The organism is Nonomuraea ferruginea, assembly GCF_039540635.1.
In the GTDB taxonomy this organism is placed as follows: Bacteria; Actinomycetota; Actinomycetes; order Streptosporangiales; family Streptosporangiaceae; genus Nonomuraea; species Nonomuraea ferruginea.
The window spans coordinates 136530-160776 of sequence record NZ_BAABFD010000003.1; the positions used below are offsets into that span (position 1 = coordinate 136530).

The 24247-nt window shown below is 72.2% G+C and carries 20 protein-coding genes; 8 read left to right on the top strand and 12 right to left on the bottom strand.

All coding sequences use genetic code 11. From position 1 onward, the window contains the following. Positions 1 to 34: 34 nt before the first annotated feature. From ABD999_RS07265 to ABD999_RS07300, 8 genes are all read right to left on the bottom strand, one after another. Positions 35 to 2260 (bottom strand): [protein-PII] uridylyltransferase, encoded by a 2226-nt coding sequence (locus tag ABD999_RS07265; protein ID WP_271275878.1) that lies wholly within the window; start codon positions 2258 to 2260, stop codon positions 35 to 37. A gap of 30 nt (positions 2261 to 2290) precedes the next feature. Further along, positions 2291 to 2629 (bottom strand): P-II family nitrogen regulator, encoded by a 339-nt coding sequence (locus ABD999_RS07270; RefSeq protein WP_148033823.1) that lies wholly within the window; start codon positions 2627 to 2629, stop codon positions 2291 to 2293. Beyond that, positions 2626 to 3936 carry an ammonium transporter gene (locus tag ABD999_RS07275; RefSeq protein WP_148033824.1) on the bottom strand — a complete coding sequence of 437 codons (1311 nt, stop codon included), beginning with the start codon at positions 3934 to 3936 and terminating at the stop codon, positions 2626 to 2628. Before ABD999_RS07275 ends, ABD999_RS07270 begins: the two co-directional genes overlap by 4 nt. 176 nt (positions 3937 to 4112) lie before the next feature. Beyond that, complete coding sequence (locus ABD999_RS07280) at positions 4113 to 4883, bottom strand: MOSC domain-containing protein (RefSeq protein WP_271275879.1); 771 nt, start codon at positions 4881 to 4883, stop codon at positions 4113 to 4115. Positions 4884 to 4965: 82 nt separating this feature from the next. Continuing rightward, the gene (locus tag ABD999_RS07285; protein WP_148033826.1) at positions 4966 to 5907 is read right to left on the bottom strand and encodes a sigma-70 family RNA polymerase sigma factor; all 942 of its coding nucleotides are present in this window, start codon (positions 5905 to 5907) and stop codon (positions 4966 to 4968) included. A gap of 103 nt (positions 5908 to 6010) precedes the next feature. Beyond that, positions 6011 to 7159 carry an imidazolonepropionase gene (gene hutI, locus ABD999_RS07290; RefSeq protein WP_271275880.1) on the bottom strand — a complete coding sequence of 383 codons (1149 nt, stop codon included), beginning with the start codon at positions 7157 to 7159 and terminating at the stop codon, positions 6011 to 6013. Further along, positions 7156 to 8478 carry a formimidoylglutamate deiminase gene (locus tag ABD999_RS07295; protein ID WP_271275881.1) on the bottom strand — a complete coding sequence of 441 codons (1323 nt, stop codon included), beginning with the start codon at positions 8476 to 8478 and terminating at the stop codon, positions 7156 to 7158. The genes hutI and ABD999_RS07295 overlap by 4 nt, the downstream gene beginning before the upstream one ends. Before the next feature lie 49 nt (positions 8479 to 8527). Continuing rightward, complete coding sequence (locus ABD999_RS07300) at positions 8528 to 10084, bottom strand: allantoate amidohydrolase (protein WP_271275882.1); 1557 nt, start codon at positions 10082 to 10084, stop codon at positions 8528 to 8530. Between the two features lie 250 nt (positions 10085 to 10334). Between ABD999_RS07300 and ABD999_RS07305 the strand changes: the two genes are divergently transcribed. Then, on the top strand, positions 10335 to 11933 hold the full coding sequence (locus ABD999_RS07305; protein WP_271275883.1) for a hypothetical protein: 1599 nt from the start codon (positions 10335 to 10337) through the stop codon (positions 11931 to 11933). 24 nt (positions 11934 to 11957) lie between these two features. On the opposite strand, the gene ABD999_RS07310 is transcribed toward ABD999_RS07305, so the two are convergent. Then, positions 11958 to 12644 carry an SDR family oxidoreductase gene (locus ABD999_RS07310; RefSeq protein ID WP_148033830.1) on the bottom strand — a complete coding sequence of 229 codons (687 nt, stop codon included), beginning with the start codon at positions 12642 to 12644 and terminating at the stop codon, positions 11958 to 11960. Between the two features lie 55 nt (positions 12645 to 12699). On the opposite strand from ABD999_RS07310, the gene ABD999_RS07315 reads away from it, so the two are divergent. The 4 genes from ABD999_RS07315 to ABD999_RS07330 all read left to right on the top strand — a co-directional run bounded on the left by ABD999_RS07315 (position 12700) and on the right by ABD999_RS07330 (position 15429). Beyond that, complete coding sequence (locus tag ABD999_RS07315) at positions 12700 to 13230, top strand: PadR family transcriptional regulator (protein ID WP_148033831.1); 531 nt, start codon at positions 12700 to 12702, stop codon at positions 13228 to 13230. A 7-nt stretch (positions 13231 to 13237) separates the two neighbouring features. Beyond that, positions 13238 to 14191, top strand: a complete 954-nt coding sequence (locus tag ABD999_RS07320; protein ID WP_271275884.1) for an ATP-binding cassette domain-containing protein — start codon at positions 13238 to 13240, stop codon at positions 14189 to 14191. Beyond that, a complete protein-coding gene (locus ABD999_RS07325; protein WP_148033832.1) occupies positions 14188 to 14937 on the top strand; it encodes an ABC transporter permease in 750 nt (249 codons plus the stop codon). Before ABD999_RS07320 ends, ABD999_RS07325 begins: the two co-directional genes overlap by 4 nt. 84 nt (positions 14938 to 15021) lie before the next feature. Beyond that, positions 15022 to 15429: a hypothetical protein gene (locus ABD999_RS07330; protein WP_271275895.1), complete on the top strand. Its 408-nt coding sequence runs from the start codon at positions 15022 to 15024 to the stop codon at positions 15427 to 15429. Between the two features lie 7 nt (positions 15430 to 15436). On the opposite strand, the gene ABD999_RS07335 is transcribed toward ABD999_RS07330, so the two are convergent. Genes ABD999_RS07335 through ABD999_RS07345 form a run of 3 tightly spaced genes read right to left on the bottom strand, consistent with a single transcriptional unit; the run spans position 15437 to position 19725 of the window. Then, positions 15437 to 16267 (bottom strand): MurR/RpiR family transcriptional regulator, encoded by an 831-nt coding sequence (locus ABD999_RS07335; RefSeq protein WP_271275885.1) that lies wholly within the window; start codon positions 16265 to 16267, stop codon positions 15437 to 15439. Between the two features lie 48 nt (positions 16268 to 16315). After that, positions 16316 to 17965: a urocanate hydratase gene (hutU, locus tag ABD999_RS07340; protein WP_187281347.1), complete on the bottom strand. Its 1650-nt coding sequence runs from the start codon at positions 17963 to 17965 to the stop codon at positions 16316 to 16318. Between the two features lie 53 nt (positions 17966 to 18018). Further along, the gene (locus ABD999_RS07345) at positions 18019 to 19725 is read right to left on the bottom strand and encodes an ABC transporter ATP-binding protein (protein WP_271275886.1); all 1707 of its coding nucleotides are present in this window, start codon (positions 19723 to 19725) and stop codon (positions 18019 to 18021) included. 216 nt (positions 19726 to 19941) lie between these two features. Between ABD999_RS07345 and ABD999_RS07350 the strand changes: the two genes are divergently transcribed. The 3 genes from ABD999_RS07350 (at position 19942) to ABD999_RS07360 (ending at position 24243) form a co-directional block, all read left to right on the top strand. Beyond that, on the top strand, positions 19942 to 21318 hold the full coding sequence (locus ABD999_RS07350) for a DUF4331 domain-containing protein (protein ID WP_271275887.1): 1377 nt from the start codon (positions 19942 to 19944) through the stop codon (positions 21316 to 21318). 115 nt (positions 21319 to 21433) lie between these two features. Next, on the top strand, positions 21434 to 22630 hold the full coding sequence (locus tag ABD999_RS07355; protein ID WP_271275888.1) for a tetratricopeptide repeat protein: 1197 nt from the start codon (positions 21434 to 21436) through the stop codon (positions 22628 to 22630). Beyond that, positions 22627 to 24243: a High-affinity nickel-transporter gene (locus ABD999_RS07360; RefSeq protein ID WP_271275889.1), complete on the top strand. Its 1617-nt coding sequence runs from the start codon at positions 22627 to 22629 to the stop codon at positions 24241 to 24243. Before ABD999_RS07355 ends, ABD999_RS07360 begins: the two co-directional genes overlap by 4 nt. The last annotated feature ends 4 nt before the right edge of the window (positions 24244 to 24247 follow it).

A 24247-nucleotide genomic window follows, 5' to 3' on the forward strand; every position in this document is an offset into this window, starting at 1 on the left:
GTTACAAATGTGACCGCGTGTCGTGTGCTGTCGGTTATCGCAGTGCGGCAAGCACGGCGTCGCGGACCTGGTTGCGTTGAGTGCTGTCGCTGAGGGGGCGTCCAGCACGGTCGACCACGTAGAACACGTCCACCGCCTCCGCGCCGAGAGTCTCTACGCGAGCGGCTCTCACGTCAAGACCACAGTCGCCGAAGGCGCGGCCGATACGCCACAGAAGTCCGGGCTTGTCATGTGCCCTGACCTCGACCACGGTGGCGGTGGCGGAGGCGTCGTCCACCAGCGTCACCTTGGGCGGCGCGACCGGCACCCGGGCCGGCCTCATCGACCGCGTACGGCGGGCCAGTCTTTGCTCGATGTCAAGACGCCCGGCAAGCACCAGGCGGAGATCGGCTTCCAGGGTCGCAGGATCCGGCGGCGAGCCGTACTCGGGGATGACGGAGAACTCGATCACGGCGGTGGCGCCGGCGGAGGCGGCCGAGGCGGAGCGCACCACGAGCCGGTGCGCGGCCAGCACCCCGGCGGCGCTCCACAGCAGGCCGGCCCGGTCGGGCGCGACCACCGTCACCGCGCCGCCGTTGACCCGCACCGCACCGCCGCCGTGGCGGGCCAGCGCGGCCTGCTCGGGCGAGAGCGAGGGCGCCTTGGGCGGCGGCGAGCCGGACAGCACCGAGCGCACCCTGCGTACGAGGTCGGCGACGAGGCCGGCCTTCCAGGCGTTCCACGCGGCCGGGCCGGTGGCGTTGCCGTCGGCGACGGCCAGCGCCGCCAGCAGTTCCAGCACCTCGCGGGAGCCCACGGTGGCGGCGACCTTCTCGATCGTGACGGGATCGTCCAGGTCGCGCCGGGTGGCGGTCTCGGGCAGCAGCAGATGGTGGCGGACCACCGTGGCCAGGACGTCGACGTCCCGGGGCGGCAGGCCGATGCGGACGCCGATGTCGCGCACCACGACCTCGCCGGTCGAGGAGTGGTCGCCGGGCCAGCCCTTGCCGATGTCGTGCAGCAGCGCCGAGATCAGCAGCAGGTCGGGGCGCGAGACCTCACGGGTGTGACCGGCGGCGTTCGCGGCCGCCTCGATCAGGTGGCGGTCGACGGTGAAGCGGTGGATCGGGTTGCGCTGCGGACGGTGCCGCACCCGCTCCCAGTCAGGGAGGAGTTTGACAATGATCCCCGCCTGGTCCAGCTCCTCCCACACGGGCACGGCCGCGCGTCCCGCGCCGAGGATCGACACCAGCGCGTCCCGTGCCTCCTCCGGCCACGGCACCGGCATCGGCGCCGATTGAGCTGCGAGAACGGACACGGAGGCGGGAGCCAGCGGCAGGCCGGACTCGGCCGCCGCGGCGGCGGCGCGCAGCACCAGCACCGGGTCCTTGCGGGGCGAGACGCCCCTGGCGAGCACCACCTCGCCGCCGTGCTCGACCACCCCGTCGGCGAGCGGGCGGCGGCCACGGGGGGCCGGCCCTGACAGCAGCCTGTCAACCGTGCGCCAGGTCGCGTCGAACGCGTGGGAGATCGTCCGGCCCGCCTCGGCGAGCCTGCGCATGACCGCCTCGGCGTCGAGCAGGCCGAGGAGTCCGGCGACCGCGTCCTGCTCCTGCAGCACGAGCCTGTCGGTGCCGCGCGCGGTGACGACGTGGAGGGCGTGCCTGACGTCGAGGACGAACTCGTGGGCCTCACGCGCCCGGGGTCCGGGCGCGGAGGCCACCCAGGCCGCTGCCACGGCCTGCATCGCCTGGACGTCGCGGAGCCCGCCGCGGCCGTCCTTGAGGTCCGGTTCGAGGAGGAAGGCCAGCTCTCCGCTGGTCTGGGCCCGCTGGTCGGCCGCGTCGCGCAGCTCGCCCAGCCTGCGCCGGGAGTCGGCCCGCCACTCGGCGAGCACCGCCTCCCTGGCCCTCCTCGTCAGGTCCGGGTCACCCGCCACGTGCCGGGCCTGGATGAGGCCCAGCACGGCCTTGAGATCCTCGCGGGCCACCGCCACGGCCTCGTCCACGGTCCGGACGGAGTGGTCGAGGCCGATGGCGGAGTCCCAGACGGGGTACCAGATGCGGTCGGCTATCCGGCCGACGTCCGATCGGCCGTTGTGGAGCAGGACGAGGTCCAGGTCGCTGCCCGGGGCGAGTTCGCCCCGCCCGAGGCTGCCGACCGCGACCAGGGAGACGTGCTCTCCGTCGCTCGCCGTGCGGAAGAGATCCTTGAGCCAGCGATCGGTGTCGGCGGTCCGCTCCTTGCGGGCCGCGGCGTACGAGCGCGCCTCATCCCTCACTGTTCCCCCTGCTCCACCCAGGCGCCGTCGTCAGAGGGCCTCCGGCCCGCGCTCGCCCGTCCGCACCCGGATCACGGTGTCGACGGGGACCGACCACACCTTGCCGTCGCCGATCTTGCCGGTCTGCGCCGCCTTGACGATGACGTCGATGACGTCCTCGGCGTCGTCCTCCTCGGTCAGGACCTCCACGCGGACCTTGGGCACCAGGTCCACCTGGTACTCGGCGCCGCGGTAGACCTCGGTGTGGCCGCGCTGGCGGCCGTAGCCGCTCGCCTCGCTGACGGTCATGCCCTTGATGCCGAACTGCTCCAGGGCGGCCTTCACGTCATCGAGCTTGAACGGCTTGATGACGGCTGTGATGAGCCTCATGCTTCCACCTTCTTGGGAGCCGGGGTGACGGGGCCGTTGGGGGAGGTCACGCCCGAGGCGTGCACGGTGCCGAGGTCGTAACCGGTCTCGGCGTGGGTGGTGACGTCGATGCCGGTGACCTCGTCCTCGACCGGGATCCGGAAGCCCATCGTCTTGTGGATGACCGTGCCGATGACCCAGGTGACCACGAACGAGTAGAGACCGACCGCGACCGGGCCGAGCACCTGCAGGCCCAGCTGACCGAGCCCGCCGCCGTAGAACAGGCCCAGGCCCTGCGCGTCGGTGGCCGGGTAGGCGGCCACGAAGCCCAGCGCGACCGCGCCGATCACGCCGCCGACCAGGTGCACGCCGACCACGTCGAGCGAGTCGTCGTAGTTGAGCTTGTACTTCAGGCCGACCGCGAAGGCACAGACGGCGCCGGCGACGAGGCCGATGAGCGCGGCAGCCCAGGGGTCGACGAATCCACAGGCCGGGGTGATGGCGACCAGGCCGCTGACCGCGCCGGAGGCGACGCCGAGGCTGGTCGCGTGGCCGTCGCGGAGCTTCTCCACCACGATCCAGGCGCCGGCCGCGATGGCGGTGGCGAGCTGGGTGTTCATGAAGGCCAGACCGGCGATGCCGTCCACGATGAGCTCGGAGCCGGCGTTGAAGCCGAACCAGCCGAACCACAGCATGGCCGCGCCGAGCAGCACGAGCGTGAGGTTGTGCGGCCGCATCGGCTCCTTGCGCCAGCCCTGCCGCTTGCCGATGACCAGTGCCAGGGCGAGAGCCGCGGCGCCGGCGTTGATGTGCACGACGGTGCCGCCGGCGAAGTCCTCGATGCCCATCGAGTTGAGCCAGCCGCCGCCCCAGACCCAGTGGGCGACCGGGAAGTAGACGATCGTCGCCCAGACCGCCGCGAACAGCACCCAGGCGCCGAACTTCGCCCGGTCCGCGATCGCGCCGCTGATCAGCGCGACGGTGATGATGGCGAACGTCAGCTGGAAGGCCGAGAAGACGAGGCTCGGCATGCCGGAGCCGTCGTCAGCCGTGGCCGTGTCGACGAGGCTCTGCAGACCGAGCGCGTCGAACCCGCCGACGAAGTTGTTGATCGCCGAGACGGGGTTCTCGGTGAAGGCGAGGGAGTGACCGTAGAACAGCCAGAGTACGGTGACGACGATGATCGCGGCGAACGACATCATCATCATGTTCAGGACGCTCTTGGCCCTGGTCATCCCGCCGTAGAACAGCGCGAGACCGGGGGTCATCAAGAGCACGAGCGCGGTGGCGGTGAGCATCCAGGCCGTGGTGCCGGTATCGATCTGCACGACGCGACCCTCCTTTGGTGTGACGTGATCGCCCCAGCGTGTTCGGCCCCCGTTTCGGGGCTCGACCTGGTGTGTTTCACGTTCGTGAATCTCGCCACACGGGTGTTTCGGGAGAGTTTCGGTCACCTCACGACCGGTATTCGGGAACTTTCCGGTCGCTTCCCGGCGTGTCGCGCTCAGCCCGCCGGGCGCAGCCGTACCGGGTCGCCGGTCACGATGGCGCCGGGGCGCAGCACCCGCGCGTACACGCCCGCGCACGGCTCGGATCCCAGGCCGGGGATGTCGACGCGGTTGTGCCGGGCCACCGTGCGCAGCGCGTCGGGATCGCGCGGCGACTCGCCGTGCGCCAGCGTCGGCACCGCGCAGCGCGGGGTGGGGATGACGATCTGGAGGACCAGCTCGTCGCCGATCTCCAGCTCGCGGCCCACCCAGCCGTTCTCCACGAACCCGGGCTCGTCCGTCCCGATCACCAGGTTGGGCCGGTAGCGCACGGCCTCCACCGTCCCTCGCGGGCTGAGCTCGCCGATCGCGGCCAGCGTCGACGTGGTCATCAGGTGGACGGGCGCGAAGTCGAAGAACGTGCCCGGCGGGGCGATCCCGCCCACCTGGCTGACCGTGAACGCCACGTCGGCCTCGACGCCCTTGCCCAGCACCTCCTCAGGCACCGACCGTTCCAGCTCCGCGCCGGCCGGCGGCACGTCCACCACGCGGACCTCCCGGCCCAGCAGCTCCGACAGCTCCTCGTCCCCGGGGACCGCGCTGCCGTGCAGGGCCAGCAGGCCGCGCCAGAGCCGCGGGTTCTTGGCGCTGGCGATCTTTCCCGTCGCGACGTCGAGCACGGCCCTGACCCGGTCGCCGTCCAGCCCTCGCTCGGTCACCCGTACGCCGGGGACGTCCTCACCCAGCAGCGACTTCACCGGATAACGACGGATTGTCTTCACGATCATGACCCTGAGCCTACGGTCCTCCTGCGGCCGGACAAGCGGCGAGGCCGGCCCCCGTCGGGGAACCGGCCTCGTGGAAGCCTTGTCAGGCGGCGGCGTCGGCCATGCGGCGCAGCCGCGCCAGCGCGTCGCGCTCGATCCGTCGGGCGCGGTCACGCCCGATGCCGTAACGCTCGCCCACCTCGGTGAGCGTGTGCTCGCGCCCGTCGACCAGCCCGTAACGCCAGCGCAACATGTCGCGCGTGTCGCCCTCCAGCCCGGTCAGCCACTCGTCGAGCCGCTCACGCTCCAGGATGTCGATCGCCTGCTGCTCGGGGTCGGCCCAGGTCTCGTCGGCGATCATGTCGCCCAGCTCGGTCTCGTCCTCGTCGCCCACGCCCAGCTGCAGCGACACCGGGTCGGACGCCCAACGGCGCAGCTCCCGTACGCGCTCGACGGGCAGCTCCAGAATCTGCGCGAGGTCCTCGTCGGTCGGCTCGGCGTCGAACTCCGCCAGCATGTCGCGGCGCACCCGCATCAGCCGGGTCATCTGCTCCCCCGCGTGCGTGGGCAGCCGCACGGGCCTGGCCTGCTCGTGGATGGCCCGCCCCACCGACTGCCTGATCCACCACGTGGCGTAGGTGGAGAACTTGTATCCACGCTTGTAGTCGAACTTCTCGACCGCCCGCACCAGCCCGAGGTTGCCCTCCTGGACCAGGTCGATGAGGGGCATCCCGCGCCCCGAGTACTTGCGGGCCACGGCCACCACCAGGCGCAGGTTGGCCTGGATGAACTCGTCCTTCGCCCGCTGGCCCGAGACCGCCAGGCGCTCCAGCTCCTCGTCCGCCGTGTCACCGATCCGCGGCTCCGACCCCCCACTGTCGAGCAGCTGTTCGGCGAAAAGACCCGCCTCGATCCGTTTGGCGAGCTCCACCTCTTCCTCCGCGGTGAGCAGCGGGACCCTGCCGATCTCAGCCAGGTAGGTCCCCAGTAGATCTCGGTCCGCGACGTGCTGCTCCTGCGCGCGACTCCCCGTAGGCCTTGCCATCCCCAGGCACCTCGTTCCGCAGCTGCGTTCTATACCCGGCCAACGTCCGAACGGAAGCAAAGATTCCCAAAAGAACTACGACCACGGGAGGGTTCTGGATGTCCTACTCAAGAAGGAGACCGCCGCGGAACACCTGGTGAACGAGGGGAACGCCGGGCCGGTAGGCGAGGTGGACGTAGGAGGGAGCGTCGAGGACGACGAGGTCGGCGCGGCTGTCCGGCCGCAGCAAGCCTACGTCCGTCCTGGCGAGTGCGCGCGCCCCGCCCGCGGTGGCCGCCCTGATCGCCTCCAGCGGCGTCATCCGCATCTCCCGCACGGCGAGCGCCACACAGAACGGCATCGACGAGGTGTACGAGGAGCCCGGGTTGCAGTCGGTGGCCAGCGCGACGCTCACCCCCGCGTCGATCAGCCTCCTGGCGTCGGGGTACGGGGAGCGGGTGGAGAACTCGGCCCCGGGCAGCAGCGTCGCGACCGTGCCCGACGAGGCGAGCGCGTCCACGTCGGCGCTGGTCAGGTGGGTGCAGTGGTCGGCCGACGCGGCGCCCAGCTCGCACGCGATCCGCACCCCAGGGCCCTCGCCGAGCTGGCCGGCGTGCACCCTGGCGCGCAGCCCCGCCTTCATGCCGGCGGTGAGGATCTCCCTGGTCTGGTCTCCGTCGAACGCGCCGCGCTCGCAGAACACGTCCACCCATCTCGCGTACGGTGCGCACGCCCGGAGCATGTCGCCGGTGACGAGCCGCACGTACGCGTCGGGATCGGCGCCGGCGGGCACCACGTGCGCGCCCAGGAACGTGGTCTCGTCGGTGAGCGTCGTGGCGATCTCCAGCGAGCGGCGCTCGTCCTCGACGGTCAGCCCGTAGCCGCTCTTGATCTCCACGGTGGTGGTGCCCTGCGCGTTCATCTCGGCCACCAGCGCGGCGGCGCGGACGGCCAGCTCGGCGTCGCTCGCGGCGCGGGTGGCGGCGACCGTGGTGCGGATGCCGCCGCCGGTGTACCTCTCGCCGGACATCCGGGCCTGGAACTCGGCCGTCCGGTCGCCCGCGAACACCAGGTGCGCGTGGCTGTCGACGAACCCGGGCACGACGCCCCGGCCCGCGACGTCCACCCGCGCGTCGGCGTCGGGGGCCTGCCCGGCCTCGCCCGTCCAGGCGACCAGGCCGTCCTCGATCACCAGGGCGGCGCCCTCGATCTCCTCACGCTCCGGGTCGCCCGTGTAGAGCAGCCCGATCCCGTCGATCAGCGTCGTGGTCACCGCAACTCCTCCATCGCCTCGGCCAGCAGCGCGCCCGCGTCGCCGAGCACGTGCCTGCCCTCGTCCACGATCCGGCGGCCGCCCGAGATCACCGTGCGCACGTCGGCCGCCGTCGCCGCGAACGCCACCGCCTCCAGCCCGGACGCGCCCGCCGTCCGTACCGTGTCCATCCGTACCGTCACCAGGTCGGCCCAGGCGCCCGGCACCAGCAGCCCCGCGTCCGGGAAGCCGAGCGAGGTGTGGCCCGCGGCGGTGGCGGCGCCCAGCAGCTCGGCGGCGGACCAGTGGCCGCGCCGCTCGGTGGCGAGCCGCGCGTTCAGCTCGACGGCGCGCGCCTCCTCGAACAGGTCGATCACCGCGTGGCTGTCGGAGCCGAGCGTCATCGGCGACCCGCGGTCGAACACCTCGCGCGCCGGCCCGATCCCGTCGGCCAGCTCCCGCTCGGTCGTCGGGCACATGCACAGATGGGTGCGCGAGCTGCCGAGCAGCTCGATGTCCGCCTCCGACAGATGGGTGGCGTGCACGGCCGTCGAGCGCGGGCCCAGCGCCCCGTGCTCGTGCAGCACCCGCGCGGGCGAGGCCGCGTACGCCGCCTCGCACGCGGCGTTCTCGGCCCGCTGCTCGGAGACGTGCGCGTGCAGCGGCGCGGCGTGCCGGTGGGAGAACTCCACCACCACCGGCATCTGCTCGGGCGGCACGGCGCGCACCGAGTGGATCGCCGCGCCGATCCGCACGCCCGGCGCTCCCCCGTACGCGGCGGCCAGCTCCTCCGCCCGCGCCGCCCACCCGCCGGCGTCGCCGTCGCCGAACCGCAGCTGCGTGCCCGCCAGCGCGACGCCGGGACCGCCGGACACGTAGCAGGCGTCGATCAGCGCGATGCGCAGCCCCGCCTCGCGGGCCGCCGTGATCAGCGCGTGCCCCATCGCGTTGCGGTCCTCGTACGGGGTCCCGCCGGGGCCATGGTGCAGGTAGTGGAACTCGCCCACGCAGGTGACCCCGGCCAGCGCCATCTCGGCGTACACCGCCCGCGCCAGCCTCAGGTAGGCATCGGGATCGAGCCGGTCGGCGACCTCGTACATACGGTCACGCCAGGTCCAGAAGTCGCCCCGGCCCTTCTGCGTGGCGGCGCGCAACGCCCGGTGGAAGGCGTGGGAGTGCGCGTTGGCCAGCCCGGGAATCGTCAGCCCCGCCAGGCGCCGTGCCCCGCCGGGCTCGCCCCTGGTGACACCGGCGATCCTCGCCCCCTCGACCTCCACCAGCACGCCGTCGACCACGCCTTCGGGCAGCCACGCCTGCTCACACCAGTAGATCAGCGACACAGCTCCTCCGCCACGTCATCAGCCGGACCATCCGGGAACCACCGGTGATTCAGCGGCACAACTCCTCCAGCACGTCGGCGAGCGCGATCACACCCGCCCGGCAGTCTGCCTCCTCGGCATGCTCTTCCGGCGAGTGGGACACGCCGGTGGGGTTCCGTACGAACAGCATCGCCGCCGGCACCCCCGCGGCGGCGAGGATCCCGGCATCATGCCCGGCCCCGGTCGCCAGCACCGGCACCTCCCCCGCCGCCCTCGCGACCCGCTCCCGCAACCCCCGCTCGAACTCCACAAGCGGCGTCCACGACTCCTCCCGCACCTCCACCACACGCCCACCGGAAGAACTCCCACCCCGCCCGGGAGACCCCTCACCCCCTCCAGAGAGGTTCGCGCCCCCTCCGGCAGAGACTTCGCCCGCTCCAGAGAGGTTCGCACCCTCTCCGGTAGAGACTTCGCCCCCTCCAGGGAAACTCGCGCTCGCGCGAGGACTCGCGCTCCCCCCGCGAAAACCCCCGTTTCCTGAGGGGTCGGCACCTCCCGAAAGGCCCCCTCCCCCTTCGGGGAAAGTCATGTTCGCGCGAGAACTCGCGCTCCCCTCGGAAAAACCCCCGCTTCCTGAGGGGTTCACGCCCCGTCCGGGACGGATCTCTCCCTCTCCGGCAATCTCTCCCCAGGGACCCTCGATTCTTCCCCCGGAGCTGGTACCGGTTGGGGTGTCGTCGGTGAGCTGGTCGTACAGGTCTCGGACGAGGGCGCGGACGCTCTCCTCGGTGGGCCCGCGGGCGTCGAGCCAGGCGGCGACGTGGCCCGGGATGGCGTTGGCGTTGTTGGGGGTGACCAGGACCTTGCCGACGGTGGCCAGCGCCTCGTGACGGGCGGCGGCCGAGCGGGCGGACAGCACCAGGCGGGCCAGCAGGAGCATCGGGTCGTCCCGGTCCGTCAGCCGGGTGGTGCCCGCGTGGTCGGCCCGCCCGCGAAGGTCGAACCGCCACCGCCCGTGCGGCCAGATCGAGAGCCCCGCCCCGACGGGCCGGTCCAGCGCCGCCAGCGCCCTGCCCTGCTCGACGTGGAGCTCGACGAACGCCCCCACGGTGGCCAGCGTCTCCGGGTCGGGCCCGAGCCCGCGCGGGTCGCGTCCCGCCCTGATGAGCACGTCGGCCAGGGTGTCGCCGCGGTCGTCGGTCAGCCCGAGCGCCCGCTCCGGCGCCAGCACCCCGGTGAGCAGCCGCGACCCCACGCACGGCACACCGAACCTGGCGCCCTCCTCGTCGGTGAAACAGGCGACCCCGAGCGGCCTCCCCGGCCGGAACCCCCGTTCGCGCAGCAGGTCGAGCGCGGCGAAGGCGGACACCACACCGAGCGGCCCGTCGTACGCCCCGCCCTGGCGGACGGAGTCGAGGTGGCTCCCGGCGACCACGCCCGGCTCCCCGGACGGGTCGCCCCACCAGGCCCACAGGTTGCCGTTGCGGTCCTCGTTCAGATCCAGCCCCCTGCGCGCCGACTCGCCGGCGAACCAGCCGCGCAGTTCGAGATCCGCGTCGGACCAGGCGTCCCGGACATAGCCGCCGGTGGCGGGGTCGCGCCCCACGTGCGCGAGTGCGTCGAGCATGAACACACTCTAGTGAATGGATCCATTCAGCCTCGCCACCCCGGGCTGTTCGTCCAGCCGGATCAGACGAATCAGAACGGCGAAGCCGTCGTCGGCTCCCGGCCAGCGGCGACGAACCACGGCAAGCCGACCACGATCCGTCATCCTCGCTCGCCTACGGCGCGTTTCCTCGGCGATCGCGCTGAACGGGCGGACCGCCGCACTTGAACCTTCTCCGGACGCAGCGCAGGAGTGATGACAGTATGTGGCCATGCGCCCACCCAGAGCGAAAACCTTCAACACCGCAGGTCCGTGTGACCCGCAGCTCCACTACATGGTGCCGCCGACTCCGCGGCTCCCCCAGGCGCGGGCGCTGATCGACATGGACCGCTACTTCGTGGTCCACGCGCCCCGGCAGACCGGCAAGACGACGGGTCTGCGCACCCTGGCGTCCGAGTTGACGGCCGAAGGCGACATCGCGGCCCTGGCGTTCTCCTGCGAGCGCGCCAAGGTGGCCGGTGACGACGTCGGCTGGGGAGAGTCGATCCTGCTGCAATCCATCCGTGAGGCCGCCGAGCGGTCGGGCTGGCCGAAGAAACTGCTCCCGCCGGACCCTTGGCCGGAGGCCACGCCGGGCACCCTATTCGGTACGGGCCTGAGCGAGTGGTGCCGCCGCAGTCCGCGCCGGGTGGTGCTGTTCTTCGACGAGATCGACGCGCTGCAGGGCAACAGCCTGGTCAGCTTCCTCTGCCAGCTCAGGGACGGTCACAACGCCCGCCCGGACGGGCACCCGTTCCCCTCTTCTGTGATCCTGTGCGGGCTGCGCGACGTGCGTGACTACAAGACCGCCGTGGGCGCAGACCCGGGCCGGTGCAATCCCACCAGCCCGTTCAACATCGTCACCAAGTCGCTGCGCCTGGGCGACTTCACCGCCGGCCAGATCGGCGAGCTGTACGACCAGCACACCGAGGCGACCGGACAGGAGTTCACCAAGGACGCGGTGGACCGGGTATTCGAGCTGACGCAAGGACAGCCGTGGCTGGTCAACGCCGTGGCCCACGAGATCACCTTCGAGATGGGGGTGACCGGCACCGTCACCGCCGGGCACGTGGAAGACGCCAAGGAACGGTTGATAAGGGCGCGTGCCACCCATCTGGACGCCCTCGTCGCGCGGCTGTACGAACCGCGGGTGGAACGGGTGATCGAACCGATCGTGGCGGGAACGTGGCCCGGCACGGACACCTCTTTCGACGACGACGTCTCCTACGTTCACGATCTGGGCCTCATCCGGGGGACCCAAGATCTGGAGATCGCCAACCCGATCTATCGGGAGGTTCTGCTACGGGTCCTGGGCGACCGTACGGAGCGGTTCGTGAAGGCCGATCCGCGTAGCTTCGTGCTGCCGGACGGCCGGTTCGACCTGCAGCGGCTGCTGCGGGAGTTCGTCGTGTTCTGGCGCGAGCACGGCGAGGTGCTCATCCGGCAGGAGGGCTACCACGAGGCCGCCTGCCAGATCATCCTCATGGCCTTCCTGCACCGGCTGGTCAACGGCGGCGGCCAGCTCGACCGGGAGTACGCCGCGGGCACCAAGCGCCTGGACGTGCTCGTCCGCTGGCCCTACACCGGCCCGGACGGCGAACGCCTGGTGCAGCGCGAGGCCATGGAGCTGAAGGTCTGGCGGGCCGGCAAGGACGACCCGCTGCCCGACGGTCTCGTACAGCTCGACGGGTACCTCGACCGGCTCAGCCTCACCACCGGCGTGCTCGTGATCTTCGACAGGCGCCCCGAAGCCCCGGCGTGGAAGGAGCGAGGGAGTTTCGCGCAGGCGACCACGCCGTCCGGCCGCCAGGTCACCGTTCTCCGTGGATAGCGGGGGAAGGGCCTGGAGGGAGGGTCAGGTGACCGGGCCCGCGCTCGGCCGGATGGTCAGCTCGGTGAGGTGCGCGTCCGGCCCGGCGGTGACCGCCGCCAGCACCGCACGGGCCACGGTGTCCGCGGCGAGGTAACGGTCGGGCTGGTAGTCACCGCCCTCCTGCTCGCGCACGCTCCGCTGCATGTCGGTGTCGATCCGGCCCGGGTAGACCGTGGTCACCCGCAGTTCCGGCTCCTCCTGCCGGAGCGCGTCGGCGAACGCCCGCAGCGCGAACTTGCTGGCCGCGTACGCCCCCCAGCCCGGGTTGGCCCGCTGGCCGGCCCCGGAGTTGACGCACACCACGTGGCCGCCGGCCCGTCGCAGCGCGGGCAGCAGCAGCCGGGTCAGCTCGGCCACCGCGAACAGGTTGAGCTCCATGGTGTCGCGCCACACCGAGGCGGGCAGCTCGCCGATCCGGCCCAGCCGGGTGACGCCCGCGCTGTGCACGAGCACGTCGAGCCGGTCGACGTCCGCCACGTCCGCCTCGGTGACCTGGGTCAGCTCCACCGGCCACGCCCGTGCGCCGGGCAACCCGGCCGCGACCTCGTCCAGCGCCTCGGTGTCGCGCCCGCCGAGCAGGACATCGTGGGTCGGGGCGAGAGCGCGCGCGACGGCCGCGCCCACGCCGCGGGAGGCGCCCGTGATCAGGGCCCTGGGTCGTTCACTCATGGACAGCAGCTTTTCACGGTTGACAGTCATTCAAATTTGAGTACAAACTTGAGCCGTGTCCACAACTCGCATTCTGATCCTCGGCACCCTCCTCGACGGCCCGCGCAACGGCTACCAGGTCCGCCGCCACCTGGAGACCTGGGGCGCCGACAGCTGGGCCAGCGTGAAGTTCGGCTCCATCTACCACGGGCTCGGCAAGATGGCCGACGAAGGGCTGCTGGAGGTCGTCGAGTCCGGCAAGGGCGGCGCCACCGTCTACGCCATGACCGACGACGGCCGGTTCGAGTTCCACCGCCTGCTCCTGACGGTCTGGCACGAGCTGATGCCGATCGTCGACCCGTTCCAGGTGGCGCTCACGTTCATGAACCATCTCGACAAGGAGACCCTGATGAGCGCGCTCCGCAGCCGGAGCGAGCTCCTGGAGCTGACGATCGCCGGCGCCGACCGGTCGTACGGCACCAAACAGCGCTTCGGCGCCCCCCGCCACATCGACGAGACGCTCAGGCTCAACACGGCCATGCTGCGGGCGCAGCTCGACTGGTGCCGGCAGGCGCTGGACAAGGTCGAGAGCGACGAGCTTCCTTAGGAGAAGCATGATCATTGACGCGAAAGGGTTGAAGAAGACCTTCACCTCGCGCGGCCGCAAGGGCGCGCGGACCGTCGAGGCCGTACGCGGCGTCGACCTGGAGGTCGAGACCGGCCAGGTCTACGGCGTGCTCGGCCCCAACGGCGCGGGCAAGACGACCACGATCCGGATGCTCGCAACCCTCATCAGGCCCGACGCGGGCACCGCCGCGATCGCCGGCCACGACCTGCTGAAGGAGCCCGCCGCGATCCGCCGCGCCCTCGGCTACGTCAGCCAGACCGGCGGGGTCGAGGAGCAGAACTCGCCGCGCAGGCAGGTGATGTTCGCGGCCAGGCTGTACGGGGTCGCGGACGCCGCGGCGGCGACCGACCGGGTGCTGAAGAGGTTCGACCTGGCCGACATCGCCGACCGGCCGGGCCGCACCCTGTCCGGCGGGCAGAAGCGCCGGGTGTCCATCGCGCTCGGGCTGGTCCACACGCCCCCGCTGCTGTTCCTCGACGAGCCGACCACCGGCCTCGACCCGCAGAACCGGGCCAACCTGTGGGACCGCATCAGGGAGCTGCGCGAGCAGGGCACCAGCGTCCTGCTCAGCACCCACTATCTGGAGGAGGCCGACGCGCTCTGCGACCGCCTGGCGATCGTCGACCACGGCGTGGTCGTCGCCGAGGGCACCCCCGCCGAGCTCAAGCGCGAGGTCTCCGGCGACGTGGTGACGCTCCGCCTCGACGAGCCGGAGCGGGCCGCCGCCGTGCTCGGCCCGCTCGCCAGGGAGGCCAGGGTGGACGACCAGGTGCTGCGCGTCTACGTCGACGACGGCGAGCACACGCTGCCCAAGCTGCTGAGCGAGCTGCAGGAGCAGCGGCTCGCCCTCACGTCCATCTCGCTCGACAGGGCCACGCTCGACGACGTCTTCCTGGCCAAGACGGGCCGATCCCTTCGTGACACGGGAGCCGAAGCATGATCAGGGACACCGGCCTCTTCCTGGGCCACGAGCTGCGCAACACCTTCCGCAACCCGATCTGGCCGCTGTTCGGCATCATGCAGCCGGTCATGTACCTGCTGCTGTTCGCGCCGCTCTTCGCCGGCATGGCGTACGGCGGCGACCTCGGTCAGGCGCTGACCATGTTCGCGCCCGGGATGCTCGTCATCACCGCCCTGTTCGGCACCATGGGCGTCGCGTACGGGACCATCTACGAGATGCGCAGCGGCGTGCTGGAACGCATCGCGGTCACCCCGACCTGGCGGCCCTCGATCGTGCTCGGCCGCATGCTGCGGGATGTGGCCGTGCTGGTGGTGCAGTCGTTCATGGTCATCCTCATCGCGCTGCTCATGGGGCTGCGGATCGGCCCGGCCGGGCTGGTGCTCACGCTGCTCCTGCTGGCCGTCACGGGGCTGTTCTCCTCGGGCGTGGCGTACGGGCTGGCGCTCAGCCTCGGCGACGAGAACGCGATGGGGCAGATCATGCAGTTCTTCGCGCTGCCGCTGATGCTGCTGTCGGGTGCGCTGCTGCCGATGGCGCTCGGGCCCGACTGGCTGGAGCGGGTCGCCTGGTTCACGCCCTTCTACCACCCGGTCGAGGCCGGGCGGGCGCTGTTCGCGGGCAACCTGACCGACGTGTCGATTCCGCTCGCGTTCGCCATCATGCTGGGCCTGGCGGCGCTCACCGTGACCTGGTCCGTGCGGTCCCTAAGGAAGATCACCGGGTAGGAACCGCCGCCTACAGCCGATCAACGACCCGGGGCGTCCACCGCCCAGATGGGCGTGATCCTGTTCGGCCTGTCGCTCGGCTCCATGATCGGGATCCTGTGTTCCGGGCGGCTCGTCTCGCGCTTCGGCACCAGGCCCGTCATGGGCGTCGGGACGGTGATCGTCACAAGCCTGGCCGTCATCGGCGTCGGTCTGTTTCTGTCGTCCGTACCGGTGGTCATGGCGGGCCTGTTCGCGTTCGGCGTGGGCATGGGCGGCGGCGCCGCTTCGGCCGCACCGTGGTCATGCGCGCCAGCGCCGCGTCAGCCTGGTGGCCACCCTCGGCTACATCGCCTTCCTGGTCGGCCCGCCCGGCCTCGGCTTCCTCGGCGATCATTGGGGGTTGCGCACCGCCATGCTCGTCGTGCTCGTCTTCGTCGTCTCCGCCGTCTTCCTGGCTCCGGCGGTCGACACCCGCGGGCGTGCCGCACGAGCCCCACCACGACTTCCTGACCGCCCGCTAAGGAAGTTCGCCGAGGAACGTGCCGGTCTCGTCCGTCATCCGCTCGTACTCCTCCAGCCGCGCCTGGGTGCGCAGGGGCGCCGCGTCGGCCATGGCCTCCACCAGGGCCATGGCCAGGGCCAGCGGCGCCGCGTGGGAGTCGAACACCAGCCGGTCGCCCACCGGCGCGTCGAGCACCACCTCGGCGGGGAAGCCGGGCCGGTCGCAGATCGCGGCCACCCTGTAGCCGAGCTTGCCCGCGTACTCCAGCGCGTTCATCACCTCGACCGGATAGCGCGGGAGCACCACGGCGACCAGCCACTCCGCGCCGGCACGGCGGGCGGAGTGCAGGCCGTCGATGAGCTCCGACCCGCCGTGCGTGAGCAGCCGCACGTCGGGGTGGATGCGGCGGGTGTAGTACGCGAACGTGGTCGCGAGCCCGGCCGACACCCGCAGCCCCAGCACGGGGAGCGGCTCGGCGGCGGCCAGGAACGCGCCCAGCTCCTTCAGCGGCAGCGACGGCAGCCGGTCGCGGACCGCGGTCAGGTTCCTGATCTCGCGGTCGATGGCTCCTTTGATCAGGCTCTCCTGCTCGCCCTCCGGCGGCCCGCCCAGCACCAGGGGACGCAGCGCCTGCCGCAGCTCCGGGTATCCGGCGAAGCCGAGCACCATGGCGAACCTGGTCACGGACGGCTGGCTCACCCCCGCCCGCTCGGCCAGTTCCACGCTCGACAGGAAGATGGCCTCCTCCAGGTGCTCCGACAGGTAGTGAGCGATCCTCCTCTGCACCGGCGAGAGCCTGTGGCCGTCGAGAAGCCGGTCCAGCCCGCTGTGATATGCGCCAGTCACTCCTGCTCCAACACCGTGCGCACGGCATTCTCATCCCACATGGATCACTCAGGACTCACGCATCGGGACGCGGACCCCGCGCGCGGCCGCCACCGCGGCCGCCTCCTCGTAGCCCGCGTCGACGTGGCGCATGACGCCGGTGCCCGGGTCGTTGGTGAGCACCCGGTCGAGCTTCTCCCCGGCCAGCGCGGTGCCGTCGGCGACCGTCACCTGGCCGGCGTGGATGGAGCGGCCGATGCCGACGCCGCCGCCGTGGTGGATGGACACCCAGGCCGCCCCAGAGGCCGTGTTGAGCATGGCGTTGAGCAGCGGCCAGTCGGCGATCGCGTCGGAGCCGTCGGCCATCGCCTCGGTCTCGCGGTAGGGGGAGGCGACGGAGCCGCTGTCGAGGTGGTCGCGGCCGATCACGACGGGCGCCCGCAGCTCTCCGGAGGCGACCATGTCGTTGAACCGCTCCCCCGCCACGTTGCGCTCGCCGTAGCCCAGCCAGCAGATCCGCGCGGGCAGGCCCTGGAAGTGGACCTTCTCGCCGGCCTGGCGGATCCAGCGGGCGAGCGGCTCGTTGTCGGGGAACAGCTCCAGGATCGCCTGGTCGGTGGCGGCGATGTCGGCGGGGTCGCCGCTGAGCGCCGCCCACCTGAACGGCCCCTTGCCCTCGCAGAACAACGGCCTGATGTACGCGGGCACGAACCCGGGGAAGTCGAAGGCCCGCGCGTATCCGGCCAGCTGCGCCTCGCCCCTGATGGAGTTGCCGTAGTCGAACACCTCGGCCCCCGCGTCCTGGAAGCCGACCATGGCCTCGACGTGCGCGGCCATGGACTGGCGGGCGCGCTCGGTGAAGCCCGCCGGGTCCTTGTCGCGTTCGGCGGCCATGTCGTCGAAGGCGACGCCGAGCGGCAGGTACATGAGCGGGTCGTGGGCGGAGGTCTGGTCGGTGACGATGTCGATCTCGGCGCCGCGGGCGAGCAGCGCGGGCACGGCCTCGGCGGCGTTGGCCACCACGCCGATCGACAGCGGCCGCCGCGCGTCGCGCGCCTCGTACGCCAGCCGCAGCGCCTCGTCCAGCGACTCCGCCCGCACGTCGAGGTAGCGGTGCTCGATGCGGCGGGTGACGGAGCGGGGGTCGCAGTCGAGGCAGATGGCCACGCCGCCGTTCATGGTGACGGCGAGCGGCTGCGCGCCGCCCATGCCGCCGAGCCCGGCGGTGAGCGTGACGGTGCCGGCCAGCGAACCGCCGAACCGCTTGGCCGCCACCGCCGCGAACGTCTCGTACGTGCCCTGCAGGATGCCCTGGGTGCCGATGTAGATCCAGGAGCCCGCGGTCATCTGCCCGTACATGGTGAGCCCGGCGGCTTCGAGCCGCCGGAACTCCTCCCAGGTGGCCCAGCCGGGCACCAGGTTGGAGTTCGCGATCAGCACCCTGGGCGCCCATTCGTGGGTGCGGAAGACGCCGACGGGCCGCCCCGACTGCACCAGCAGCGTCTCGTCGCCCTCCAGCGTGGTGAGCGTCCTGACCAGCGCGTCGTAGGAGGCCCAGTCACGGGCCGCGCGGCCCGAGCCGCCGTAGACGACGAGCTGCTCGGGATGCTCGGCCACCTCCGGGTCCAGGTTGTTGCGGAGCATGCGGAGCGCGGCCTCCTGCGGCCACCCCTTGGCGGTGAGCGTGGTGCCTCGCGGCGCGCGCACGGTGCGGCTCATGGCGACCTCCTGAATGAACACATTCATCAACGTCACCCGAAGAGTACAACGCGCTAGCTCACGAGGAACTGGGTGGCCGCCAGCTCGCGGTAGAGCTCGTCGGCCCCCACCAGCTCGTCATGGGTGCCGATGGCCCGCACGCCGCCGCTCTCCATGAGGACGATCCGGTCGGCGTTGGTCACCGTCGACAGCCGGTGGGCGATGACCAGCACGGTCGTCTCGGCGGCAACCTCGGCGATGACCTCGCGCAGCCGCAGCTCGTTGACCGCGTCGAGCTGCGAGGTGGCCTCGTCGAGCAGCAGCAGCCTGGGCTTGCGCAGCAGCGCCCTGGCGATGGCGACGCGTTGCCGCTCGCCGCCCGACAGCAGCACGCCCCGGTGCCCGACCGCGGTGTCGAGGCCGTCGGGCAGCCTGGCCACCAGGTCGTCCAGGCGGGTGCGGACGATCGCGCGGCGCAGCTCGTCCTCGGTGGCGTCAGGGGCGGCGAACAGCAGGTTCTCCTTGAGCGTGCCGGCCAGCACGGGCGCGTCCTGCTCGACATAGCCGAGCGCGGCCCGCAGCTCGCCGAGCGACCAGTCGCGGATGTCCCTGCCGTCCAGCGAGATGACCCCGCCCTGGTGCTCGTAGAAGCGTTCGAGCAGGGCGAAGACGGTGGACTTGCCCGCGCCCGACGGGCCGACGAGCGCGGTGAGGCCGCCGGGCGGCACCTCGAAGCTGACCCCGTCGTGCACGATCGGCCGGTCGTCGCCGTACCGGAAGACCACGCCGTCGAAGCGCACGCCGAGCGGGCGGTCGCCGGTGCCGGCCGGCACGCCGACGGGCTCGCCGGGCAGGTCCTCGACCTCCTTGATGCGCTTCATCGCGGCCAGGCCCTGCTGGAGCTGGACCGCGCCCTCGACGAGCTGGCCGATCGGCGCCACCAGGTAGAACAGGTAGAGCAGGAAGGCGATCAGCGAGGAGACCTCCAGCGCGCCGGAGGCGACCCTGGCCCCGCCGACGCCGAGCACGCCGAGGAAGGCGACCTGCACGGCCATCCAGGTCGACACCCCGGCCAGCGAGGTCCACCCGGCCACCTGGAGGCCCCGGTCGCGGGCCCGCTCCGCGGCGCCGCCCACGACGGCGATCTCGCGTTCCTCGGCGCCGCTGGCCTTGACCGTGCGGTAGGCCTGCAGCGCCCGGTCGAGCACCGCGCCCATCTCGCCCACGGCCTCCTGGGCGTCCTTCTGCGCCCGCATGATGCGCGGCATCACCAGGCCGGTCAGCCCGCCGATCACGACCACCACGAGCAGCGTGACCAGCAGCAGCGTGCCGTCCATGGCGGCCATCAGGACGATGGCGCCGACCAGCATGAACACGGCGCTGACGGAGTCGACGACGCCGTTGGTGAGCACAGCGCGCAGCAGCGTCGTGTCGCCGGTGACGCGGGAGAGCAGGTCGCCGGGCTTGAGCCGGTCGACGTCGGCCACCCGCAGCCGCAGGATGCGGTCGACCAGGCGGCGGCGGGCGCCCAGCACGACGCTCTCACCGGTGCGCTCCATCAGGTAGGAGCCGGCGGCCGACACCACGGCGCCGACCAGGACGGCGACGGTGAGGCCGATGAGCGGCCCGGCCATCGACCCGTTCTCGCCGAACGCGTCCACCACGTACTTGGCGAGCAGCGGCATGGCGAGGCCCGCCGCCGAGCCGATCAGGCCCAGCGCCCCGCCCGCCACCAGGATCCACCGGTGCGGGCGCAAGTAGGCCAGTAAGTCCTTGATCACCGAATCTCCTTCCAGGGGCCGTTCGACCTCTCAACGAACGGGCGCGCGCGTTCCGCACCCGTCAACCTAAATTGACTCCTTTGGTATGTCAACTTCGGTTGACGACTCCTCCTTGAGGATGAGAGCGACATCCGCCCGCCCCCGTCACGCGAATAGGGCGCGAGGAACCCGGCCGGAACCTCGTCATCGATCAGCACCTTTCCGAAAGGACCGACCATGGAGCACCGGATCGACCGGCGCGCCCTCATCGGACTCGGCGTCGCGGTGGCCCTGACGGCCTCCTCGCTCGCGATGTTCCGTACGGACTCCGGCACGGCCTCCTCGCACCGCGAGGCGCCCGCCGTCATCGGCGACCCGCTCAACGACAACACCGACGTGTACGCGTTCGTCAGCCCGGACAAGCCCGACACCGTGACCCTGCTGTCGAACTGGATCCCGTTCCAGGAGCCGCAGGGCGGGCCGAACTTCTACCCGTTCGACACCAGGTCGCGCTACAACATCAAGATCGACAACGACGGCGACGCCAAGCCCGACATCACCTACCAGTGGACCTTCCGCAACGAGGACCGGCGCGGCAACGCCACCTTCCTCTACAACAACGGACCGGTCACCTCGCTCGACGACCAGAACCTGCTCTTCCGCCAGCGCTACACGCTCAGGCGCATCACCGAGAACGGCAGCAGCACGCTCGTCTCCAACGGCATCGTCGCGCCGAGCAACGTCGGCCCCGCGTCCATGCCGAACTACGGCACCCTGCGCTCCCAGGCGATCACCAGCCTGAAGGGCGGCGGCAAGACCCTCGCGGGCCAGTCGGACGAGGCGTTCTTCCTCGACCTGTGCGTCTTCGACCTGCTGTACGGGGGCGACCTGTCCGAGGTGGGCCGGGACACGCTCAAGGGCTACAACGTCAACACGCTCGGCCTGCAGGTGCCGAAGGAGGACCTCGCGCTCAAGGGCGACCCCAAGCGCAACCCGGTCGTCGGCGTCTGGTCCACCACCGACAAGCACAACGGCGGCAAGTTCGTCCAGGTCTCCCGCCTGGGCAACCCGCTGGTCAACGAGGTGGTGTCCCCCGCCGGGCTGAAGGACGCCTTCAACGCGCTGCCGCCCGCCAAGGACGCCGACGTGGCCGCCCTGGTCAAGCGGGTCACCGACCCCGAGGTGGCCAGGCTGCTCGCGTCCATCTACGGCATCAAGGCGCCCGCCACTCCGCGCAAGGATCTCGTCCAGATCTTCCTGACCGGGATCGCCAAGGGCAACGGGCCGATCGCGGCCGACCTGAACGCGCAGTCGCTGAACAAGGACGCGGGCAAGCTCCGCCCGGCCGAGATGCTCAGGCTCAACATGTCGATCCCGCCCAGCAAGGACCCGAACAGGCTGGGCGTGCTCGGCGGTGACCTGCAGGGCTTCCCCAACGGCCGCCGGCTCGCCGACGACGTGGTGGACATCGAACTGCAGGCCGTCGCGGGCGCCGCGCAGTCCGGCAAGCTCATCCCCGCCCTGACCGACAAGGTGGACATGAACGACAAGCCGTTCGGCGGCACGTTCCCGTACATCCCGCTCCCCAGCAACGCCTCGGTCAACCAGCGCTGACCCCCGCCCGGCCGACCTTCTCCCGGTGGCGGGCCCTCTCCCGCCCCGCCGCCCCAGGACCGGTCGGCCGCTCCGGCGGCCGGCCGGTTCCCTCCCACGACTCCGGAGCCCTTCGATGCGTTCACTACTCCTGCTGGCAGGTCTCGTCCTGACCGGCGCGCTGCTCTTCACCGTCTTCGGCGTCGCCGCCGCACCGGCCGGCGCGCCGGCGCCCGCGGCCGGGCGGGAAACCCTGCAGGACCGGCTCAAGCGGCTGCCGGACGACCACCGAGGCTGGGCCCAGCTCGGCGTCCAGTACGTCGACCAGGCCAGGATCAGCGGCGACCCGTCGTACTACACCAAGGCGGCAGGCGCGCTCGACACCGCCGCCCGGCTCAGCCCGCGCGACGACGCCGTCCTGACCGGCCGGGCCACGCTCGCCGCCGGCCGCCACGAGTTCGCCGAGGCCGAGCGGCTGGCCGAGCGGGCGCTCGACGCCAACGCCTACAGCGCGGCCGCGTACGGGGTGCTCGCCGACGCCCGCGTCCAGCTCGGCGACCTGCGCGGCGCGCGGGAGGCGGTCGAGCGGATGCTGGACCTGCGGCCCGGCGTCGCGTCCTTCGCGCGCGCCTCGTACGCGGCCGAGCTGCGCGGAGACCTCGACGGCGCGCGCCGCTACCTCCAGTACGCCCACGAGGACGCGCGCGTCCCCGCCGATCTCGCCTACGCCCGCCACCAGCTCGGCGAGCTGGCCCTGCACGCCCACGACTTCGAGACGGCCGACCGGTGGTACGCCAGGGCGCTGGAGACCGACCCCGGCTACACGCCCGCCCTCGCCGGCCGGGCCAGGGCCGCCGCGCTCGGCGGCCGGCTGGACGAGGCGCTCACCCGGTACGAGGGCGTGGTCCGGCGGCTGCCGCTGCCCCAGTATCTGATCGAGCAGGGCGAGGTGCGGCTCAAGGCGGGCCTGCCCGCCGACTGGACGCTGCTGGACGCCCAGCGCGACCTGCTCGCCAGGACGGGCGTCCGCGACGACCTGACGTGGGCCGAGTTCGAGGCCGACCACGGCGACCCCGACGAGGCGGTGCGGCACGCCCGTGCCGAGTACGCCCGCAACCCCGGCCTGATCGCCGCCGACGCGCTCGGCTGGGCGCTGTTCAAGGCCGACCGGCCGCGCGAGGCTCTGCGGTACGCGAAACAGGCCACCTCGACCGGCTGGCGGCATCCCGTCCTCCGCTACCACCGCGCCGAGATCGAAAGATCCCTCGGCCGCGACGTCCCCCTCGACCCCCGCTTCGACCCGGAGCTGGCCACCCTGGCGAGGTTCTCATGACCGACCCCGAGCTCACCCCCCTCACCGAAGCCCCCTCCCACCCCACGAAATCGGCCGCCACTCCCGACCAGGTCCGTAACGCCGCCCGCACACCGAACCGGACCCACCCCACAGAACGGGCCGACCTCCCGGAAGACGCCCGTCACGCCGCCTCGCGCAGGATCTGGTGGCGGTTGGGGGTCTTGCTGCTCGGGCTGGTGCCGGTGTTCCTGAGCGTGCCGGCGCGGGCCGCCGCCGCGCATCCGCTGGGGAACTTCACGGTCAACCACTACAACGGGCTGACCGTCTCCGGCGGGCAGGTGGAGAACCTGGCCGTGGTGGACCTGGCGGAGCTGCCCACGCTGCAGGCCAGGACGGAGGTGGACGCCACCTACGCCTCCCGCCGCTGCGCCGCGCTCGCCGCCGCCCAGCGGCTGACGGTGGGCGGCGCGGCCGTCCCTTGGCGGGTGGTACGGGCCGGGCACGCGTACACGCCGGGCCAGGGCGGGCTCAGGACCAGCCGCCTGACCTGCGACCTGGTGGCGGAGACCGCGGTGTCCGGCGCGGTGACGTTCACCGACGGCTTCGAGCAGGACCGGATCGGCTGGCGTGAGATCACCGCGACCGGCGCAGGGGTCCGGCTCGCCGACGCCACCGTGCCCGAGTCCAGCGTGAGCGGGGAACTGCGCAGGTACCCGGACGACCTGCTGACGTCACCGCTGGACCAGCGGACGGCCTCGTTCACCGTCTCACGGCTCGGCGCCGGGACCGGGACCCCCACGTCCGGGACCCCCGGCCTCTCCGTCGGCGGACCCGTCGGTGAGGCGCTCGACGCGCTGGACCGGACGTTCACCGGGCTCGTCGGCGCCGACTCGCTGACCGTGCCGCTCGGGCTGCTGGCGCTGGGCCTGGCGGTGGTGCTGGGGGCCGGGCACGCGCTGATCCCCGGGCACGGGAAGACCGTCATGGCCGCCTACCTGGCGGGGCGCCGCGGACGGCCCAGGGACGCGCTCGTCGTGGGCGCCACGGTGACGGCCACCCACACCGTGGGGGTGCTGGCGGTGGGGCTCGCGCTGAGCGTCTTCACGGCCCTGGCCGGCGAGTCGGTGCTGGCCTGGCTGGGGGTGGCCGGCGGCGTGCTGATCGCCGCCATCGGCCTCCGCCTGATCCACACCGCCCGCCGCTCCCGGAACGCCCAGGCCGTCGGGCACGGGCACGGCCATGGGCACGGCCATGGACACGGCCATGGACACGGCCATGGACACGGCCATGGACACGGCCATGGACACGGCCATGGACACGGCCACGGGCATCGGAGGAGTGGGCTGGTGGGGCTGGGGGTGGCCGGTGGGCTGGTGCCGAGCCCGTCGGCGCTGGTCGTGCTGCTGGGCGCGGTCGCGCTGGGCCGGACCTGGTTCGGGGTGGCGCTGGTGACCGCCTACGGGGTCGGCATGGCCGCCACCCTGACCGTCACCGGCCTGCTGCTGGTCAAGCTGGTCGACCGGCTGGAGGCGCGGGCGTCGGCGGGCCGCCGGCTCGCCGCCCGCCTGTCGGGCGCGGCCCCGCTGGGCACGGCCGTGATGGTGGTGCTCCTCGGCGCCGGACTGGCCCTCCGCTCAGCCGTGACGCTGTGACCAC

Excerpts from the sequence above, each read along its gene's own strand:
- ABD999_RS07270 (WP_148033823.1), bottom strand. The coding sequence starts at position 2,629 with ATGAGGCTCATCACAGCCGTCATCAAGCCGTTCAAGCTCGATGACGTG.
- ABD999_RS07280 (WP_271275879.1), bottom strand. The coding sequence starts at position 4,883 with ATGATCGTGAAGACAATCCGTCGTTATCCGGTGAAGTCGCTGCTGGGT.
- ABD999_RS07285 (WP_148033826.1), bottom strand. The coding sequence starts at position 5,907 with ATGGCAAGGCCTACGGGGAGTCGCGCGCAGGAGCAGCACGTCGCGGAC.
- ABD999_RS07300 (WP_271275882.1), bottom strand. The coding sequence starts at position 10,084 with ATGCTCGACGCACTCGCGCACGTGGGGCGCGACCCCGCCACCGGCGGC.
- ABD999_RS07305 (WP_271275883.1), top strand. The coding sequence starts at position 10,335 with ATGCGCCCACCCAGAGCGAAAACCTTCAACACCGCAGGTCCGTGTGAC.
- ABD999_RS07310 (WP_148033830.1), bottom strand. The coding sequence starts at position 12,644 with ATGAGTGAACGACCCAGGGCCCTGATCACGGGCGCCTCCCGCGGCGTG.
- ABD999_RS07320 (WP_271275884.1), top strand. The coding sequence starts at position 13,238 with ATGATCATTGACGCGAAAGGGTTGAAGAAGACCTTCACCTCGCGCGGC.
- ABD999_RS07325 (WP_148033832.1), top strand. The coding sequence starts at position 14,188 with ATGATCAGGGACACCGGCCTCTTCCTGGGCCACGAGCTGCGCAACACC.
- ABD999_RS07330 (WP_271275895.1), top strand. The coding sequence starts at position 15,022 with ATGATCGGGATCCTGTGTTCCGGGCGGCTCGTCTCGCGCTTCGGCACC.
- hutU (WP_187281347.1), bottom strand. The coding sequence starts at position 17,965 with ATGAGCCGCACCGTGCGCGCGCCGCGAGGCACCACGCTCACCGCCAAG.
- ABD999_RS07350 (WP_271275887.1), top strand. The coding sequence starts at position 19,942 with ATGGAGCACCGGATCGACCGGCGCGCCCTCATCGGACTCGGCGTCGCG.
- ABD999_RS07355 (WP_271275888.1), top strand. The coding sequence starts at position 21,434 with ATGCGTTCACTACTCCTGCTGGCAGGTCTCGTCCTGACCGGCGCGCTG.
- ABD999_RS07360 (WP_271275889.1), top strand. The coding sequence starts at position 22,627 with ATGACCGACCCCGAGCTCACCCCCCTCACCGAAGCCCCCTCCCACCCC.